The organism is Streptomyces sp. NPDC001880 (assembly GCF_053594575.1).
The window spans coordinates 1-16,859 of record NZ_JBSFET010000109.1 but is presented as its reverse complement, the minus strand read 5'-3'; the positions used below and the strand labels follow the sequence as shown (position 1 = coordinate 16,859).

Annotated in this window: 12 protein-coding genes and 1 pseudogene; 8 read left to right on the top strand and 5 right to left on the bottom strand. The window is 70.8% G+C overall.

Going from position 1 to position 16,859, the window contains the following annotated elements:
* Together ACWCQ6_RS31805 and bla are read left to right on the top strand one after the other, a co-directional pair.
* Nucleotides 1-982 (top strand): annotated as a pseudogene (locus ACWCQ6_RS31805) (hypothetical protein); the annotation flags it as partial.
* A gap of 192 nt (nucleotides 983-1,174) precedes the next feature.
* On the top strand, nucleotides 1,175-2,128 hold the full coding sequence (bla, locus tag ACWCQ6_RS31800) for a class A beta-lactamase (protein ID WP_451095130.1): 954 nt from the start codon (nucleotides 1,175-1,177) through the stop codon (nucleotides 2,126-2,128).
* 13 nt (nucleotides 2,129-2,141) lie between these two features.
* Here bla and ACWCQ6_RS31795 read toward each other — a convergent pair whose 3' ends face one another.
* Nucleotides 2,142-2,909, bottom strand: coding sequence for an N-acetyltransferase (locus tag ACWCQ6_RS31795; RefSeq protein ID WP_451095128.1), 768 nt, complete (start codon nucleotides 2,907-2,909; stop codon nucleotides 2,142-2,144).
* A gap of 229 nt (nucleotides 2,910-3,138) precedes the next feature.
* On the opposite strand from ACWCQ6_RS31795, the gene ACWCQ6_RS31790 reads away from it, so the two are divergent.
* On the top strand, nucleotides 3,139-4,845 hold the full coding sequence (locus ACWCQ6_RS31790; RefSeq protein ID WP_451095126.1) for a hypothetical protein: 1,707 nt from the start codon (nucleotides 3,139-3,141) through the stop codon (nucleotides 4,843-4,845).
* Nucleotides 4,846-5,073: 228 nt separating this feature from the next.
* Here the strand turns inward: ACWCQ6_RS31790 and ACWCQ6_RS31785 are convergent, their stop codons facing one another.
* From ACWCQ6_RS31785 to ACWCQ6_RS31770, 4 genes are all read right to left on the bottom strand, one after another.
* A complete protein-coding gene (locus tag ACWCQ6_RS31785) occupies nucleotides 5,074-7,209 on the bottom strand; it encodes an ATP-binding protein (protein WP_451095124.1) in 2,136 nt (711 codons plus the stop codon).
* Complete coding sequence (locus tag ACWCQ6_RS31780) at nucleotides 7,206-7,910, bottom strand: DUF4255 domain-containing protein (RefSeq protein ID WP_451095122.1); 705 nt, start codon at nucleotides 7,908-7,910, stop codon at nucleotides 7,206-7,208. The genes ACWCQ6_RS31785 and ACWCQ6_RS31780 overlap by 4 nt, the downstream gene beginning before the upstream one ends.
* Nucleotides 7,907-11,044 carry a hypothetical protein gene (locus ACWCQ6_RS31775; RefSeq protein WP_451095120.1) on the bottom strand — a complete coding sequence of 1,046 codons (3,138 nt, stop codon included), beginning with the start codon at nucleotides 11,042-11,044 and terminating at the stop codon, nucleotides 7,907-7,909. Before ACWCQ6_RS31775 ends, ACWCQ6_RS31780 begins: the two co-directional genes overlap by 4 nt.
* 215 nt (nucleotides 11,045-11,259) lie before the next feature.
* Complete coding sequence (locus tag ACWCQ6_RS31770) at nucleotides 11,260-11,988, bottom strand: helix-turn-helix transcriptional regulator (RefSeq protein WP_451095118.1); 729 nt, start codon at nucleotides 11,986-11,988, stop codon at nucleotides 11,260-11,262.
* Between the two features lie 240 nt (nucleotides 11,989-12,228).
* Between ACWCQ6_RS31770 and ACWCQ6_RS31765 the strand changes: the two genes are divergently transcribed.
* The 5 genes from ACWCQ6_RS31765 (at nucleotide 12,229) to ACWCQ6_RS31745 (ending at nucleotide 16,694) form a co-directional block, all read left to right on the top strand.
* The gene (locus tag ACWCQ6_RS31765) at nucleotides 12,229-13,521 is read left to right on the top strand and encodes a COG1470 family protein (protein WP_451095132.1); all 1,293 of its coding nucleotides are present in this window, start codon (nucleotides 12,229-12,231) and stop codon (nucleotides 13,519-13,521) included.
* A gap of 520 nt (nucleotides 13,522-14,041) precedes the next feature.
* Complete coding sequence (locus ACWCQ6_RS31760; RefSeq protein ID WP_451095116.1) at nucleotides 14,042-15,571, top strand: phage tail sheath family protein; 1,530 nt, start codon at nucleotides 14,042-14,044, stop codon at nucleotides 15,569-15,571.
* Nucleotides 15,572-15,610: 39 nt separating this feature from the next.
* Nucleotides 15,611-16,051 (top strand): phage tail protein, encoded by a 441-nt coding sequence (locus ACWCQ6_RS31755; RefSeq protein WP_124720830.1) that lies wholly within the window; start codon nucleotides 15,611-15,613, stop codon nucleotides 16,049-16,051.
* Nucleotides 16,048-16,539 (top strand): hypothetical protein, encoded by a 492-nt coding sequence (locus tag ACWCQ6_RS31750; RefSeq protein WP_451095113.1) that lies wholly within the window; start codon nucleotides 16,048-16,050, stop codon nucleotides 16,537-16,539. Before ACWCQ6_RS31755 ends, ACWCQ6_RS31750 begins: the two co-directional genes overlap by 4 nt.
* A complete protein-coding gene (locus ACWCQ6_RS31745) occupies nucleotides 16,536-16,694 on the top strand; it encodes a DUF6760 family protein (RefSeq protein ID WP_177328192.1) in 159 nt (52 codons plus the stop codon). The genes ACWCQ6_RS31750 and ACWCQ6_RS31745 overlap by 4 nt, the downstream gene beginning before the upstream one ends.
* Nucleotides 16,695-16,859: the final 165 nt, after the last annotated feature.

The following is a 16,859-nucleotide window of genomic DNA, read 5'->3' as shown; positions in this document are numbered from 1 at the left end:
TCGACGGCGCCGGGTGCGATACGGCAGTGGATGTGTGAGTGGCCGCAGATCGAATACGACCGTCCCCGAACCCGGGGACGGGTTCGACGGTGCGCACCAGCATCCGGGAACGGCCCGGGCACCGGCGGGCGGGGCCGGGACACGGCCGTCGAACCGCGAACCGGCCGTCGACACGGCGGAGAGGGCCGCGACCACCACCCCCAAGGGGCTGCCGGACACCGCACCGGACGACGGCCCGGACCCGGATCGGCGCCCCGCCCGGACCTCACGCGGCAGGGCCTGGCTCGCGGTGTGCGCGGTGGCAATCGCGGTGCCGATGACGGTCTGGCTGCTCCCCGAATCGGACAGCAAGGACACCGGTGCCGCCCCCACGACGGAGATCACCACGTCCGGGCAGCCGACCGCGCCGGGGACGGCCACTTCGCCGTCCGCCGACAGGCGGCCGGCCGGTGGACCGCCGGACCACATCGTGAACGACCGCGTCTCGCAGGACCGCTGGACCCTGTCCGACGACCCTGCGCAGGCAGCCCAGGGCATCGGCTCCTGCGATCTGGCCGGCCTCGCCGATGCCTCACCGCCCACCGGACTGCGGTCCTCCGTCTCGCACACCATGGGCTCCGACACCGCCACGCTGGAGCTGCGCCCGCAGAACGCCGGAGAGGGCAAGAGGCCCGCGCCGTACTACATATCCGTGGGGGTGCGGCCCCCGCACGAAACGGACCGAGCCACCGGACGGCCCCTGCGGGCTGTCGGCAAGGGCGTCGGCTTCACCAGCAAACCCGTCGACATCTACTCACGTTGGTCCTCCGGTGGAACCGTCAGCTTCACATACCCCGACGACTTCCGTGCCCACTTCGGCGAACGCACCGTCGACGCGCTCCCGGTGGGAGACGACAGGGGCGACTGGACCGTGGTGCTGTACCACGTCGAAGGCGGGCCCACGCAGTACACCTCCGTCGTCTGCAACGGCTTCCACGCCTGAGTTGACGTTGCGCGGACGCCGTGTCGCCGCGGTGGATCTGCCGCTGCGCGGCTCGCAGGCGTTCGTGCCGGAGCCGCGCCGGTGGTAGGACCTGGCCCACTGGACCCGGCACGGTCGCAGCCGCGCCTGCCGCACTTGCGCCCTCGAAACGACCAATGCGCTCGCGAAACGAACAAATGGAGCCGGACGACGATGAAACCGCTGATCGGCATGGAACGGCGCGTCACCGTATGCGCACTGGCCACACTCGCCCTCGTACCGCTCACGGCGTGCAGCGGCGAGGACTCCCGCCCCTCGTCCCCATCCTCCCCGGTGGCGTCCTCCCCGCACGCCGGGGCAACAGGACCGGCCAAGGGCGCGAAGCCGTTCACGGGACGGTTCAAGGAGCTTGAGCGCAAGTTCGACGCGCGGCTCGGTGTCTACGCCATCGACACCGGCACCGGTCGCGAGGTCACCCACAATGACGGCGAACGCTTCGCCTACGCCTCCACGTTCAAGGCGCTGGCCGCGGGTGCGGTGTTGCGCAAGTACTCCGTGGACGGGCTCGACGAGCTGATCAGGTACTCGCGGGACGATCTGGTCAGCAACTCCCCGGTGAGCGAAAAGCACGTCGGGACGGGGATGAGCCTGGGCGCCCTGTGCGACGCCGCCATCCGTTTCAGCGACAACACCGCGGCCAATCTGCTCCTCGACCGGCTGGGCGGCCCCCGGGGCCTGGACGCCGTGCTCGCCGGGATCGGCGACGACGTCACCCGGATGGAACACCGGGAACCGCAGCTCAACCAGTGGTCTCCCGGTGCCACGTCCGACACGAGCACGCCACGGGCACTCGCGGGTGACCTGCGGGCGTTCGTCCTCGGGGACGTCCTCGGCAAGGGCGAACGCGCGCAACTGACGAAGTGGCTGCGGACCAATGCCACCGGAGACGAACTCATCAGGGCCGGAATGCCCAAGGAGTGGGTCATCGGTGACAAGACCGGAGCCGGTGGCACCTACGGCACCCGCAACGACATCGCCGTGGTGTGGCCGCCCGACAGCGCCCCCATCGTCGTGGCGATCCTCTCGAACCGGAGCGAGGAGGACGCCGGATACGACAACGAACTCATCGCGCAGGCGGCGTCCGTGGTCGCCGACACACTGTCGTGACCGAGGTGTGTCCTCAGACGGTACGCGGCTCGATGGCGTGCCGGATCCAGACGTTGGGTTCGACATAGACGGCGCGATCGTGCGCGGTGTCGCAGTGCACCGGAGTCAGCGCGCCGGGCACCTCGACGGCACCGTCGCGGTCGAACGGCAGGCCGGTCCACCGACGCCACTGAGCCAGCGAACCGCTGACCGTCATCGAGGCGGGAGCGACCTTCTCGATGGTGCCGCCCGCCTTGACGTGCACCCGTACCCATGGGTCGGCGGGCAGCCCGTCGTCCCGGAGCCGACGGAGGTACTGGGTCAGGGGCAGGCGAGGCTCCAGATGCTTGGCCGTCGGGCGGACCGGTGCCAGCAGGGCGTTGTGCCCCTGGCGGCCGGCCGCCTGCCGGAGCGCGGCCAGCATGCGATGGGACAGGCCCCGGCCGAGATAGTCGATGTCCACCGAGATCTCCAGCGCGCTGGCCGCTGTCGGCGCGTGCCCGGACTGCCGGTCGCGGAACGCCCACACCAGCACCCGGTCCCAGCCCTGGTCGGGCATCTCCTCACGTCCGTCGAGCTCGGCGTTGAACGGCACACTGAACCCGCGTGCCACGACCCGGTCACCGTCCGTCGCGGCCACGCAGTACTGCGGAAAGTCCTCGGGAACCCGGCTCAACAAGGCACCCGCGACGGGTTCGTGGTGGGTGAATACGGGCCAGGAGTCTTTGATCTCGTAGAGGCGCGATGCCAACGACGGACGCTCGGCGAGTGGGATGATCCGGATGTTGTCGTTCTCTGTCACAGCGGAGCACCCTGCCACAGGCCGTCATCGGGACCAAAGGAAATTGATACACCGGGCTGCCGCCCACGACGGGCGGCGTCAGGCCCGCGCGCCGTCGCCGGCCGGGCGGAAACCGCCGCGCGGTCATGGCGCTTCGTCGCCTACGGTTGACCACCGGTCAGCAGTCCGCGCCGTGCGGCCGGGGCGGAGACGACACACGGCGGAGCATTTACGAGAACGGGTTGGTCGGATGATTCACGAGGTCGCTTCCAGGACGCCGCAGGCAGTCGCGGACCGACGATCCGCAGACTTCCACCGGCTGCTCACCTGGGCGATCTCACTCCTGCCGGACGACGCGCGCCCACCCGCCACGACGGAATTGAACGACACCGCCCTCGCCGCCCGGGCGCGGCGCTCCGACGCGCTGATGCGCAGCTTCGCGGCCCGGCCCGCGCCGACGCACTCGGCCGGGCCCGAGGAAGCGATCGCCGCACTGCGCGCCGCCGGGACGGTGCTGGGCGCCGACGCCGTACTCGCCGCCGGACCCGTCGACTGGTCCGCACTGGCTGCCGCACACCGGCGCGAACCCTTCGCGCGCATCCAGCGAAGGGCGCTGATCGCCCGCACCGACTGCCCGGACGATCTCACCGCCGCCCTGCTCACACCGTGGGACCCCGGAGTCGCGAACCGGCTGGTGGCCCGTCAGCAGGAGCTGCCCGCCTTCGCCTGGTGGCCCTGCCTGCAACGGATCGGCGAGACCCGGCCCGCGCTGCTGCGCCACGTACTCACCGAGGCGAACCTGCCCGAGGTGCTGCGTTCGGTGCGGTACATCGACGAACTGGTGCGCGCCGTGAACGGCCACGACCACAACAACGTCCGTGCGAGCGAGGCGTTCTGGAAGGCGGCCGGTGCGGAACTGCACACGCGACTGGGCGACGACCCTCGCAGCTGGTACGTCGCGGCCCGGCGCTTCCCCGTTCATCACGGCACGCTGGAGGAGCTGTTCACAGGGCTTGGGAAGCCGGCGCAGGGCAAGGAACGTCACTTCCCCGATCTGCGGGTCCTGCTGACCGCTCCGGCCGAGGTAGTGGTAGCCGTCGTAGCCGAACTCGACGACGAGGAGCTCCGGCGGGCGGCAGAGGACTCCTGGCACGGCGTCCGCTACCAGCACGCGTTCCGGTCGACCGTCACCCTGCCGCTGCACGCGGCCGGCGTGCCGCCCCGGGCACTGTTCGCGCGCTGGGCCGCGTGGGGCCGAAGCTCAGTGGACTGCCTCTGGCTGTACGGTCTGGACGAGCGGCTGGACGAGAGCCTCGTCGCGGAGGCGGACCGCGATCCGGTACTGCGCCGGGGGCTCGCCGCCCTCCGGCGCCCCCGGCCCCTCGGCACGGATCCGGTCGCGGAGCTGCGGACCTGTACCGATTCCGTCGCGGCGCAGGCCGTACTCGACGGCGCCTGCGGCGACACCACGACCCCGTGGCCCGCACTGGTCCGCGCCCACGCCGCCGAGTCGCTTCCGCGGTCCGTACTGTGCGCGCTGGCCGCCCGACCGGGTTTTCCCGACGTGCTCGCGCAGGCGCTGCCCGGCCCGAGCCGGTTCCACTGGTCGACACACGGTCCCGCCGCCGCCCGGGCGGCACTGGCCGTCATCGACGGAACTTTCATGTACGACCGCATGGTCCGTCGGATCCGGGCATCCGGCGTGCTCGACGACGAGTCGGTGGCGGACGCCGTCCGGCCGGCGAGCGCGGCTCTGCGCCACGGGTACGAGCAACCACGGGACGCACCGGGACGCGAGGCGTGGCAGGCCGTGTGTGCGCGGCTGGTCCAGCGGGCCGCCGACAGGGCCGGGCCCGGCCTGTGGCGCGTACTGGCCGAGCGGCTGCCCGACCATGAAGGCAGCCTCCCGGACCTGCTCGTCGCGGCCGCCGACGAGGCCGAGGCCGCCGCGGGCTGAGCCACAGCCGAGCCGCTGTTGCGGACGCGGCTTCGGGACCACCGCGAGCCAGGTGCCCTCGCCCGGGACCGCGTCGGCCGCAACGGCCCGGCGGGGGAGGACCGCATTCGTCGGCGGCCTCGTGACCCACGTCAAGACCCGAGCGCACCACGGCTCAGCACGGTCCGAACAGGGAGGAAGGCCGGGGCGGGCCGCCGCGCCCCGACCCCGCGCAGGTCTCCGGCGGTGCTACCCCGCACCGCCGCCCCGCGCCCGCTCCAGCCACGGGCCGAACTCGTTCTCCCGGACCAGCCGGCCGAGTTTGCGGTACTCCTGGAGCACGGCCGAGACGATCTGCTCCATGCCGAGTGGCTTCCCCGATTCCGCTGCCAGATAGGCGGCGGTCACCGCGCAGGCTCGGATCGACCCTCCCGCCAGTTCGAAGCGGCCCGCGCAGAACTCCAGGTCGAGCCCGGCCTCGCGGGGCACCGCCGTCCCGAGACAGCGGTCCCACAGCGCCAGGCGCTGGGCGGCGTCCGGCATGGGGAACTCCGCGATCACATCGAGGCGCCGGGTGAATGCCTCGTCGAGATTGCCCCGCAGATTGGTGGTGAGCACCGCGATCCCGTCGAAGGACTCCATCCGCTGCAACAGATAGGCCGACTCCACGTTGGCATGACGGTCGTGTGCGTCCTTGACCTGCGACCGTTTCCCGAAGATGGCGTCCGCCTCGTCGAACAGCATGATGCCGTTGACGTCGGACGCCTCGACGAAGATCCTTTCGAGGTTCTTCTCGGTCTCGCCGATGTACTTGTCCACCACCGTGGACAGATCCACGACGTAGAGCTCCATGCCCAGCTCCGAAGCCACCACCTCGGCGGACATGGTCTTGCCGGTCCCGGACTCGCCCGCGAACAACGCGATGATCCCGCGCCCCCGGCCGCCACCCGGCCGCATCCGCCACTGTCCGAGCACCTGCTCGCGGTGGCGTGCGCGCAGGGCGAGCTCGGACAGTTCGTGACGGGTCGCGGCGGGCAGTACGAGGTCGTCCCAGCCGACCGCCGGCTCGATGCGGCGGGCGAGCCGTTCGAGCCCCGCTCCGTTCTGCGCCCGGACCGCCGAGCGCAGGTCCTGAGCGTCCACCGGACGGTTCTCCAGGACGGCCAGTCGGGAAGCGACGACGGCGGCCTTGCGCACCTGTTCGGAGTCGAGCCGGTAGGAGGCGGTGGCCTCGACGAGTTCCTCGCCGGCCGACGCGCTCTGGGCGGGCAGCCCGACCGAGGCGCCGGCCTCGGCGAGCGCCCGCCGCCACTGCCGCGCCACGCCTCCCGGACCGGGGGACAGGACATGGACCGGAACCGGACTCTCCGTCGTCCACAGCGGATCCCAGTTCTTCTTCCCGTACACGACCAGGGGAACACCGCCGACCGCGGCGCAGACGCCGCTGAGCAGCCGGGCTCGCTCGGGCCGCTCGGGGGCGAGCGCCTCCAGCGGCCCCAGGACGACCCCGCCGCCGCTCAGCCTGGCCTCGGCCGCCAGAGTCCGTACGGCTTCCGCCGGTTCGGGCAGGGCCGCCAGCGCCGCGATGTCGACCACCAGCGGACGGCGCCCCGCGGCGAGAAGCGCCTCGACCGCCAGTTTGCCGGGATCGCCGCCCCGGTCGAGCAGATGCACCAGTCCGCTGCCCGTGCCCACCGCCGCCGCGACCCGCAGGACCTCCGGAGCGGAGTCCGGCTCCTCCTCGGACGTGACCGCCCGGACGAGACCGCGCAGCCTCCCGTCGATCTCGTCGTCGCCCAGCAGATACGCGGTGATCCGGTCCGGCACACGCAGTACCCGCGAGAGCAGCGGGCGGTCGCCCTCCAGGACCTCCAGCAGCCCGCCCGCGACCAGCGGCGCGGACGACGAGAACCGGAAGCGTCCGGAGCCCGCGGCGGGCAGTCCGCAGAGGTCCAGCGCCAGGCCGATCGTGGGCCTGCGCCGGGTGAGGTCGTCGTTGAGATAGCCGTAGAGCCGTTCGAACCGGTTGTCGATGTCCGGGGCCATCGCGACCAGCAGGAGATCGACGTCCAGCGGGACCAGGCCGAAGTTCTCGGCGAGCCGCCGGATCCGGCTCCCGGGCGGCGACTGCGGCGAAGGCTCGGAGCCGTACGCGGGTACGGGCGAGAACGCGTCGCGGGACTCCACGATCCGCGCGGCCGCCTCGGGGGTGAGGTACTGCCCCCGGTACGGATCGTCCGGCTGCGGATCGGCGGCCCGCCGGAGCGCCACAGCGGTCCTCACCCGCTGTTCGACGTGGACCAGCCGCTCCCAGAGCTCCTCGATCACCACCGTCGGGGTGTCGGCCGGTTCGTGGACGGCACGGGTGCCCTGTGTCGTGGTCATCGGGCCGCGCCTCCGCGCCTGCGCCGGCCGGGCGGCAGCTGCCGCTCCCGTTCCGCGGCGAAACCCTGGCCGCCGGGATCGGACGCACCGTCATAGCGCAGCCGGCGCCCCGGTCCCGCATCGTCGCCGTCCCGTGCGGGAGCGGACCTCACCACCAGACCCTCGGTGACCGGCGGGCCGGCCGCCGTCCGTTCACCGGCCAGCGGTGCCCACACCCGCAGATCGATCGCGGCCTTGAGCTCACCGCCGAGCGCTGACCACACGTCCGAGGCGGACGGCCCGTCGGTGCCCGGACCCGCCGCCTCCAGCTCCACGGCCAGCCCGAGCTCGGCGAGACTGCCCGTGTGCATCCGGGTGGGCAGCACGTCCGACCGTACGAGACAGCGCAACACCTCGGAGAGCAGGCGGTGTTCGTCCTGCGGGCGATTGGTCCAGGCCGTCACCAGATAGGTCAGCTCGTACCAGCGCGGCGGGGTCCGCCAGCCGATGACCATTCCCTCCTCGTCGTGCTCCTCGGCCGCACCGGTGCGGCGGCGGGTCGCGTCCTCACGGATGCGGTGGAGGAAAACGCTGATCGTGGGCGCGTTGCGCCGGGCGGACCAGTCCTTCGTCGGCGCGTCGAAGACCAGGTCGACGCCGCTCTCCTGGAGGCCGGCGTCGACCAGCAACAGCCGCAGCCCCTCGTCCACTTCGTGGATCATCGGCGCCCCACCTCGTCCGGCGGGACCATGGTGCCGCCGACCACCAGGAAGGACGTGGTGACCGGGCTGAACCCCGGCCCCTCGGCGATGATCGTGCGCGGCCCCGTCCGGTCCTTCGCCAGGATCAGCAGCTGCGCGATGAACGTACGGTCCCGGCGCGGGAGGGTGGGCGGTGCGGCCGCCGTGATCCCGGGCTTCCAGGACAGCTTCACGGGTGCCCCGGGCGGGAAGTCCTTGCCCCGCACGGAGGTGACGAACCCCGGCTTGCCGACGGCGGGTACCGCGATGATCCGCGGCTGGAGGATGCGCAGCGGCTTCCTGGACACATTGTCACGGGGATCGGCGTCCGTGCCGGTCGTGGTCAGCGTTCCGGTGATGCTGGTCGTCAGCGCCCGGTCGGGCTTGAGCACCACACGGACCACCGTGGAGGCGCCCGGTGCCAGGTCGGGCAGCGCGCATGCCCCGGCAGCGCAGCCCGCAGGCAGCGGACCCGCCGGGATCCGCGAGGGCAGTCCGAGCTTCAGCCGCAGTCCGGTGGCGAGCGCGTTCCGGCCGTTGCGCACCGTGTACGTCACCACTACCCGGCCGCCGACGTAACCGGGACCGGGCTGGGCCCGCACGGAGACCGCGGGCCCCGCCTCGGGCTCGGGAGGCTGGGGGGCCGGGGGCCGGGGCGTCGGGGTGGGCGTGGGTTCCTCGGGCGTTTCCTGGACCGGGACGGTCGTGCCGGTGGCGTTGTCCGTGGGGTTCGGGTCGACCACCGCTCCGGCGACCGACCAGCCGATCCGTTGGTCCCCGGGCGTCACCCCGGTCAGCCGGGCGGTGATCTTCACGCTGGTCCCCGGCGGGAGCACGCCCAGGTCGCACTGCGGCGAATCGGTGCCACAGGTCCCGGCCGGGGTGGTGAGCTCATCCAGGCGCACGCCGGGCGGGACGTCGGCGGTGAGCACGGTGCCGGGCGAGGGCGCGGGACCACGGTTGGTGACGGTGACCGTCACCGTGACGGAGGAGCCGGTCTCCACCGAGGGGCCGGTGGGCGGCGCTGTCAGTGAGAGATCGACCGACTGCTGGAAGGCGGGCTCCTTCTGCCGCCCGCCGAGCCGCTCGCCGAACGGCGTCAGCGTGCCGGAGGAGAGGTCGAGCACGGACAGCTGCTCCGGGGAGTTCGGTGCGAGCGCCCGACGCGAACTCAGCACCAGCCGTCCCGCGTCCGGCGACCAGGCCACGTCACGGGGCTGGAAGGGACCGGTCCGTGAGGTGTCGGGGATCTCCTGATGGCAGGCGTCGGGGTTGTTCCGCTGGACGGACGGAAGCACGACCCGGCACTCGTCGCCGGTCAGCGAGGTCACGACCACGCCGGTGCGCTCGTTGACCCGGCCGCCGCCGTCCTTCCGGTTGAAGGCGAGCGAGCTGCCGTCGGGGGAGAACGCGGGACTGTCGTCGATCTTCTTGCATTCACCGGGGCAGATGGTGGCGCTGAGGTCCCGCTGCTGGTCGAGCGCCGCCACCGGGACGGTCCAGACGTGCTTGATGCCGCCGAGGCCCCGGATCACGTGGTTGCGGGTGAAGGCGAGGGTGGTGCCGTCCGACGACCAGGCCGGTTGCGCGTCGCCACCGGCCAACTGCCCCTCCGGGGGCACGATCCGGCCTTCGATCGCCCCCGTGGCGACGTCCGCGATGAGAATGCTGCTCGGCCCCGGCTGCCCGTCGACCCGGCCGGGAGAGGTCCTGGTGAACGCCAGCTTGGTGCCGTCGGGTGAGAACGTGGGGTCGGTGTCCCAGTCACGGGGGCCGCGCCCGGCGAGCGGCATCGCCGCCTCGTGGGTGCCGTCGGCGTCGGCCAGCCAGATCTGCTCGACGCGCTCCTTCTCCGGACCCGCGAAGCGGGTCAGGACGATGCGTCTGCCGTCCGGGGTGTAGTTCTGCCGCTCGGTCCAGGGGTCGTAGGCCTCCGACGGGTTGAACAGCGGGTCCTTGGCGGGGTCGGTGTTGGTATTGGCCTCCGGGTCCTCCTTGAGGATGGGGAGTCCGAGATCCCGCGGGTCCGAACCGTCCTGCCTGACGTCCTGGAGCGTCACGTCGTTCGCCTCGCGGGACGTCCGCCGTGCCACGACGGGGGTCCCGGAGTCCGCGGGCCCGAGCCAGGTGGGCGATTCGACCGCACGGTCCTCGCCGAGCGTCAGGCCCGGCTCGTTTCCGTCGAAGGCGGTCGTCCGGTAGACGTGGTCGTAGTCCTTGCACCCGCACGTGGTGTCGGGGCTGAGGAAGAGCAGGCCGTTCCCGTCCGGCAGCCAGGCGGCCGAGCGCGTGCGCCAGCCGGCCTGTACGCCGGCCAGCAGTGGACGGTCGGCTCCGATTCCCTCGGTCACCCGGAGCCGGGGACCCGTCTTCTCGTCCGCGGTGAGGGTGTAGGCGATACGAGCACGATGGGTGTCGTCGTCCACCGGGTTCCACTCCGGCTCGGTCGCGTCGCCGGGCGGGCCGTCACTGATCACCCGCGCCGCGCCGCCGGCCACGGCCCGTTCGTAGATCAGACCGGTCCGACCGGGACCGGAGTCACAGGAGTAGGCGATCCGTGAGCCGTCCGGGGAGAAGGTCGGGGAGGTCTCGTTGTTGGGCGTGTCCGTCAGCTGCCGCAGACCGGAGCCGTCGACCCCGACGGTCCACAGCTCACGCTGGACCACACCATCCGGCCCGCGCTCTGCAGAGTCGAACACCACGGTCCGTCCGTCCGGGGAGAGTTCGGGGTGTGCGGCGTCCCGGTCGGTGGTGAGCCTGCGCACCGCTCCGCCCGCATCACGCACGTACACCTGCGGCCGCAGGCTGTCGCGCAGGCTGGTGAAGACCAGCACCTCACCGCGTGCGAAGGGGTCCTGGTCGTAGTGGGCCGGTCCGGTACCGAACAGCGGGGCGCTGGTGGACGGGGCGGTGACCCGGCCGATACTGCGGTGTTCGGTACCGGCGTAGGCGATGCGCCCGGCATCCGCCGGGCTTTCGTCCGCCACTGCGGCGAGTCTCGGCGCGCTCCGGGGCGCGGTCGCGGAACCCGCCACCAGCAGCGGCGCCAACAGCACCACAGCGCCCGTCAGTCGGCCCAGCCGGGTATGCCTCGCAGGGCCAGCAGTGCCGGTCACGGCCCACCTCACAGTCCTTTTGATGACTCTCCAGGACAAGCATCGTGCGTGGGCGGGGCCAAGGACAGGTCCGGAGTACCCGGAGAGGGGGAAGCAGCCGTTGCCCTTTGCGGCGCCTTCCCGGCCAACCGCCCGGCCGCTCGGGCCAGGCACAGCGGCACACTCCCGCGCGGCGACGTACTCACGCCGTCCGCACGGGAACCCGGGTACAGCACTCAGATGAGACCGTGCCGCATGGTGTAGCCGACGGCGTGCGCCCGATTGCGCAGTTCGAGTCGCGTCACCACCTCGTGCAGAACGTTCTTGACGGTGCGTTCGGAGTACGAGGTCTTCTGCGCGATCTCCGCGGTGCCATAGCCTTCCGACACCAGCCTGATCATCTCCGCCTCCCGCGTCGTGAGAGTGGAGAGCGAGAGCCCGCGGGGGTCGAGGACCGTGCGCTGGAGGCTGCTGACATGGTCGAGGAGCTTGCCGAGCAGGTCGCCCGGCAGCACGCCTTCGCCGTTGGCCATGGCCGTCACCAGGTGCACAAGACTGTCCTGGTTCGCCTCCCCGCGCCTGAGGACGGCGGCGACACCGCACTCGATCATGGTCTGGAGCGCGCCCGATTCGAAGAAACCGACGACGAGTCCGGTGCGGGTCGTGGTGTTGCGCTGGAGACGCTGAAGGAGCTGGACGGTGCGCTCGTCCACCATGTCCACTACTACCAAGGAGACTTGGGCCCGGTCCGCCTCGGCGTCGGCTATCAGGTCTATCTCTGGCCGCGGGCGAATCTGGTGCTCCACACCGGTCCGCAGGATCAGGTCCTCCGCGTAAACGGCGACGGAGACTCTGCCCCGGGAGGTCTCCCTGGCCCTGCCTTCGGCGGAGCGTTCTGCCGCGGTGGGTCTGCGGTAGTGGCCGCGCTCAACGGCTGTGTTCTTCATTTCTGCTGTCGTCGTCATTCTTCTGCGTGCCTGTCTTCCTCAGATGCTTCCGTCGTTGCTTCCGTCCGATGCGCCTGTCTCCGTACTCGACCGCGCCGCCCTCCGGCACGGCGAACGGGCCCGCGGAGGGGGCGCCGGGACATCGCGTCGTTGTGCCCTCGGGGCACCACTCGTGCCCGATCGTTGCCCTCGCGTCTCTGCTGCGCGGCCGTCGGTGCGGCTTAACGTCGCAGGGTGACCACATCTGCCGAACTCGAAATGTCCACGGTGACGGTGTCGCCCGGTGCCGAAGCGACGACGACCCTGACCGTGCGCAACGACGGCGACATCGTCGAGGCCTACACGTTCGAAGTGGTCGGCGACTGCGCCGCCTGGAGCACCGTCGAGCCGGCGCGGGTGTCCCTCTACCCGGGCACCTCCGAAGTGGTGACCGTACGGCTCAACCCGCCCCGCTCCCATGAGGTGCGGGCCGGCGAGATACCCCTGGGTGTCCGCGTTCTGCCCACGGAGCACCCCGAGTCGGTGGCGGTTCCCGAGGCCACGGTGGTGGTCGGGCCCTTCCACGAGCTCCGGGCGGAGCTCGACCCGCGCCGGCGCTCCGGCTGGCTGGGCGCCCGCTTCCGCACCTCGGTGCAGAACAAGGGGAACACCGCGGTCGACATAGCCCTCACCGGCAAGCAGGCCGGGGAGGAGCTGCGACTGACCTTCTCCCCGGGCCAACGGCGCCTGGAACCGGGTGAGTCCGCCGAGATGGGTCTGCGGGTACGGACCCGCAAACTGATCTGGTTCGGCCAGCCGGTCACCTGGCCCTTCGAAGTCGAGGCCGCCGAAAGCACCGAAGGGGACCGGGACCACGAGCAGTCCGGCAGGGCCGAGGCGCTGCCGGGTGAATTCGCGCAACTGCCGGTACTGCCCAGGTGGTTGTTGATCGTGCTCGCCGCGCTGCTCGCCCTGCTGCTCGCGTGGTTCGCGCTGGTCCGGCCCGCGGTCCGGAGCACCGCGAAGCAGGCGGCGCACGAGGCCGCGCAGGAGAAGACACCCCCCGGCGGGCAACAGGGATCGGCAACAGGGGGCAGCACGGGAGGCCCGGCCGGTGGTCAGGGAGACGACAAGGGGCAGGGCAAGCCGAACACCTCCACAGGCTCCGGTTCGGGCGGTTCCGGTTCGGGAACGGGCGGGGGAACGGGCGGCACCCAGCAGAGCTCGGCGACGATCGATGTGCAGACCGGATCCGGGACCAAGAAGAAGGGGACGTACCGGGTTCCGCAGGGGAAGGTATTCGGAATCACGGACATCGTGGTGGCGAACTTCCAGGGCGACGAGGGAGTGCTGACCATCTCCTTCGGGGAACGGAAGATCACCACCATCGCGCTGGAGACCTTTCGCAACCAGGACTACCACTGGGTCACCCCCATCCAGATCCAGGAGAACGACACGGTCACCGCGTCCGTCACCTGTGCCAAACCTGGCACGCCGGCGACCGGATCGCAGGCTTCCGAATGCCATCAAGTGCTCAATGTCAGCGGTGTGCTGAGCGATCTCGCACCGTAGGAAAAAGGCTCCTGGCCTCCTGCTTCCCCTACGAAGGACGAGAACAGCAGAAATCCCGGCCGGGGGAAACCCGGCTTGCCGGTCGTTGGCAGTTTCCTTCTCCCGTGCACATGAGAGGCCATCCGGACCGCCCGGGTTCCGTGATGCCGGCAGTGGGTGAGGCGTTTCCGGCCAGGGGCCGCTCGGAGAACTCCGTACGGGTACGTGGAGCGGCCAAGGCTCGGATTCGTCCTACCGGTCCCGGGCCGACAGTTGCTGCCCGCGAATTCTGGCTGATTTCCGTCCGGTGCCATGCAGGTGGACATCTTCCGGAAATCCGCAGTACATGCTGCTGTCGCATGACCGGACCGGGAAATGCGGCGACCGCCGTGACCGGTCCTCAAGGGGAAGCACTTCCTGTCGCACGGGTGCCCGGGAAGGCAGCACCGTTGCCCCGTGTCCAGGACTTTGAGACCTACTGTCCGCCACGGCCGCCGGGGAAGACTCGGCGGCGAACGAATGACCACGCGAAGGAGCGAGTATGCCGTCGTACCTCACCCCCGGTGTATACGTGGAGGAGGTGCAGTCCGGAGCCAGGCCCATCGAGGGAGTCGGCACCGCGGTCGCAGCCTTCGTCGGTTTCGCGGAGTCCGGCCCCTTCCACCAGCCGACGCTGGTGACGAACTGGGACCAGTACGTCCAGATCTTCGGTACCTTCACCGTCGGCACGTATCTGACGCCCGCGGTCTACGGCTACTTCGCCAACGGTGGTGGCGCGGCCTACATCGTGCGCATCGGCGGCCCCGCGCAGGACTCGGCGCAGGGCTCCGCCGCCGAGCCGGTCCCGCCCACCGCCATCGGGGGGTTCCTGGTCTCCGCGCGGCCCGGCACGAGTGGAGACCTCTCGGTGGAGGTCGCCGACGCCGAGGGCGAGAACCCTCCGGAGGACCGGTTCCGCCTGCTGGTGCGGCAGGCCGGCAAGGTGGTGGAGAGCTACGACGTCTCCAACCGTAAGAACGTCAAGGGCTATCTGGTCGCCCAGACCCGCCAGTCCAAGCTCATCCAGGTCACCGAGCAGCCCGGCGCGGCCCAGACCCGCCCCGAGAACCAGACCCTCGCCCTGGCGTCCACCGCCGCCGCCCCGGGAGCCGGCGTCGCACGCCTCGACCCGGCCGAGTACGTCGGCGACGCCGCTGCCCGTACGGGGTTCGCGGGACTCGAAGCGATCGACGAGATCACCATGGTCGCCGTTCCGGACCTGATGAGCGCCTACCAGCGTGGGGACATCGACGCCGAGGGCGTCAAAGCCGTCCAGCTGGCGGTGATTTCGCACTGCGAGCAGATGGGCGACCGGGTCGCTGTCCTGGACACCCCGCCGGGCATGAACGCCCAGCGCGTCCGCACCTGGCGCAACGACGACGCCGGATACGACTCGCGCTACGCGACCGTTTACTACCCCTGGCTCAAGGTCTTCGACCCGGCTACCGGCCAGAACGCCCTGGTACCCCCGAGCGGCCACGTCGCCGGTGTCTGGGCACGCAGTGACGGCGAGCGCGGTGTGCACAAGGCCCCCGCCAACGAGGTCATCCGCGGCGCGCTGGACCTGGAGATCCGCCTCAGTAAAGGCGAGCAGGACCTGCTCAACCCGATCGGTGTCAACTGCGTACGCGCCTTCCCCGGGCGAGGCATACGGATCTGGGGCGCACGCACCCTCTCGTCCGACCCGGCCTGGCGCTACCTCAATGTGCGCCGCCTCTTCAACTACCTGGAGGAGTCGATCCTCCTGGGCACCCAGTGGGTGGTGTTCGAGCCGAACGACGACCGCCTGTGGTCGAGCATCCGGCGCAATGTCACCGCCTTCCTCACCGAGGAGTGGCGCCGGGGCGCACTGTTCGGCCGCACGGCCGAGGAGGCGTTCTACGTCAAGTGCGACCGCGAGAACAACCCGCAGGAGTCGATCGACCTCGGTCAGGTCGTGTGCGAGATCGGCGTCGCTCCGGTGAAGCCCGCGGAGTTCGTGATCTTCCGCCTCGCACAGTTCTCCGACAGCACCAGCCTCGTCAACGAGTGACCCGACAGGGTCCGCAAACGGAACAGGTGACACAGAGTCATGGCAGAGGGCGACGCTCTTTCCACCCACGTCTTCGGCGTGCAGCTCGGCGGCTATCTCGTCGAGTCGATCCAAGAGATCAGCGGCCTGACCGTTGAGGAGGAAGTCGTCGAGGTCCGTCAAGTGACCGCCGAGGGCAAGCAGATCATCCGCAAGCAGCCCGGCGCGCGTCAGGCGGGCGAGGTGACGATCACCCGAGGACTCGACAAGAGCAGCGAGTTCACCAAATGGATCAAGGAGACGCTCAACAACGGTGCTGTCGACACCGCGCGCCAGAACCTGACCATCGAGATCAAGGACTCGAAGGGTGAGACGGTCCGGCGTATCCAGCTGATGCAGGGCTGGGCCAGCAAGTGGGAGGGCCCCTCGCTGAAGGCCGGCGAATCCAGTGCCGCCACCGAGACGGTGACCATCACCTTCGAGGAGATCGTGGTCGAATGAGGCGCAGGACCGTTACGTCGGGCGGGCTCGACGAAGTCCTCGACAGCCTGGCTTCCGCCCCGCCTGCCGCACGCGAGGAGGCTGCTCCCGCGCAGCCTCCGGCCCGTGAACAACAGGCCATGCGCGCGGAGTTCGAGTTCGAGCTGCCGCGCGGCTACGTCGACGACGAGGGCCAGGTCCACCGGCGCGGCTCGATGCGGCTCGCGACGGCGCGGGACGAGCTGCGCCCGCAGATCGACCTGCGGGTGAAGGAGAACCCGGCGTATCTGTCCGTGGTGCTGCTGAGCCAGGTGATCACCCAGCTCGGCACCATCACCGATGTACACGCCGGGGTCGTCGAGCGGATGTACGCCACGGATGTGGCGTTCCTCCAGGACTTCTACCGCCGGATCAACAGCGAGGGCCATACGCATGCCGCGGTGACCTGCCCGCTGTGCCACGGGTCGTTCGAGGTGGACCTGTCGGGTGGGCGCCTGGGGGAATCGTGACGTACGCGCCTTCCCGTCTGCGGGAGGAGATCGCGTACGTCGCCTACCACTTCCATTGGCAGCGAGAGGACATCCTCGACCTCACCCACGGCGAGCGTCAGGAGTGGGTGCGGGAGATAGCGCGGATCAACACCCGCGTCAACGAAGGCGGGTGATCGTGTGGGGTTCGGAGACTGGTTCCGTCGAGGGAACCGGCAGCAGCCCGGAACGCCGCCCCTGGTCGGGTCGTCCTCGGCCGAAACCAGCTCCGCACCGATCAGCTCGTCGTCCGAGCCGTCTGCCGTCTCGCGGAGGTTGATGGCGATGACACCACCGGAACG

Coding starts and splice junctions, on each gene's coding strand:
- ACWCQ6_RS31790 (WP_451095126.1), top strand. CDS start 3,139: ATGATTCACGAGGTCGCTTCCAGGACGCCGCAGGCAGTCGCGGACCGA.
- ACWCQ6_RS31755 (WP_124720830.1), top strand. CDS start 15,611: ATGGCAGAGGGCGACGCTCTTTCCACCCACGTCTTCGGCGTGCAGCTC.
- ACWCQ6_RS31765 (WP_451095132.1), top strand. CDS start 12,229: ATGTCCACGGTGACGGTGTCGCCCGGTGCCGAAGCGACGACGACCCTG.
- ACWCQ6_RS31770 (WP_451095118.1), bottom strand. CDS start 11,988: ATGACGACGACAGCAGAAATGAAGAACACAGCCGTTGAGCGCGGCCAC.
- ACWCQ6_RS31780 (WP_451095122.1), bottom strand. CDS start 7,910: ATGATCCACGAAGTGGACGAGGGGCTGCGGCTGTTGCTGGTCGACGCC.
- bla (WP_451095130.1), top strand. CDS start 1,175: ATGAAACCGCTGATCGGCATGGAACGGCGCGTCACCGTATGCGCACTG.
- ACWCQ6_RS31785 (WP_451095124.1), bottom strand. CDS start 7,209: ATGACCACGACACAGGGCACCCGTGCCGTCCACGAACCGGCCGACACC.
- ACWCQ6_RS31760 (WP_451095116.1), top strand. CDS start 14,042: ATGCCGTCGTACCTCACCCCCGGTGTATACGTGGAGGAGGTGCAGTCC.
- ACWCQ6_RS31750 (WP_451095113.1), top strand. CDS start 16,048: ATGAGGCGCAGGACCGTTACGTCGGGCGGGCTCGACGAAGTCCTCGAC.